The sequence below is a fragment of the Roseicyclus sp. genome, assembly GCF_965662675.1.
Classification (GTDB): domain Bacteria; phylum Pseudomonadota; class Alphaproteobacteria; order Rhodobacterales; family Rhodobacteraceae; genus Roseicyclus.
In genome coordinates this window covers 1-1,222 of the sequence record NZ_CBFIIK010000191.1, presented here as the reverse complement: position 1 = coordinate 1,222, position 1,222 = coordinate 1, and the positions used below count along the sequence as shown (strand labels likewise).

Annotated in this window: 2 protein-coding genes; both read right to left on the bottom strand. The window is 66.3% G+C overall.

What is annotated here, in order from left to right:
• Positions 1-861: FAD-dependent monooxygenase (locus ACTG4J_RS15405; protein ID WP_439140611.1), on the bottom strand; the 861-nt coding region annotated here is incomplete at its 3' end.
• Between the two features lie 11 nt (positions 862-872).
• Positions 873-1,222, bottom strand: a 350-nt coding sequence (pcaG, locus tag ACTG4J_RS15400; RefSeq protein WP_439140610.1) for a protocatechuate 3,4-dioxygenase subunit alpha, incomplete at its 5' end; no start/stop codon positions are given.

Genomic DNA, 1,222 nt, shown 5'->3' with positions numbered 1-1,222 from the left:
GATCATCGGGTTTTCATAGGCGCAATCGGCCGCCGCCAGCATCGCGGGCACATCCAGCCAATCATAGCGGAACCCCTCGAAATGATGGGCGAACTCCGCGATCTCGACGGGCCGGAACCAGCCATCTTGCTGCCAGCCATGGCTGGGGTCGACGGTCACCTCGGCGATCCAGTTGATCAGCGCCAGCCCATCGGCATCAGGGCCCGAGATGGGATAGAACACGATGCGGTGGCGATGCGTGCCAAGGCCCACAAAGGACGACCCCGTCCGCAAGGGTTTGGCGCGCACCGTGCCGCGCCACATGATGGCACCGCCCCAATGGATCGGCGGCTGTTGCGGGTGCATCTGGGCGCGCACCCGCGAATGGATGCCATCGGCCCCGATCAACAGCGCGCCCGCCACGGTCTCGACCTGTCCATCGGCATGGGTGATCCGGGCGGTCACGCCATCCGCGCCTTGCGCATAGCCCGTGACCTTGGCCCCCAGCACAACCGCACCGGCCCCCAGCCGCGCGACGACCGCCTCGTATAGCGCCATGTGGAACGCGCCGCGATGCACGGCATATTGCGGCCAATGATAGCCGGCATATCGCCCGCGCGGCTCGGCATAGACCTCGCGGCCATTCAGCCCCACCAGCGCCCATTCGCGCGCGGGCACGCCCACGCGGTCCAGCACATCCGCCCCCAGCCCCAGATCGAACAATTCGCGCACGGCGTTGGGCTGAAGGTTCACCCCCACGCCCAAGGGCCGCATGTGTCGCGCGGATTCGAAAACGCGCGCGGGCACGCCGATCTGGTGCAGCGTCAAGGCAAGGCTGAGCCCGGCAATGCCGCCGCCCGCAATCAGAACCGTGTCGGACAAGAAGAAACCTTTCAGATATCGAGAAACACCGTCTCGCCCTGCCCTTGCAGCCGGATGTCGAAGCGATACTGGCCCGGCCCCACGCGCTTGGCGAGTAAGGTCTCGACGCGCGGGCGCTGTTCGATGCGCGCCAAAAGCGGGTCGGTGCTGTTGTCCTCATCGGCGAAATAGATGCGGGTGTGCAGGCCGATATTGATCCCGCGCGCCACGATCCAGATCGTGATATGTGGCGACATCATCCGCCCGTCATGGCCCTTGACCGCGCCGGGCTTGACTGTGCGCAGCGTGTATTCACCGCTGTCCTTGTCGGCAGCAAAGCGGCAATAGCCGGTCACGGCCGGATCGGCACCGGGCTGGCCGG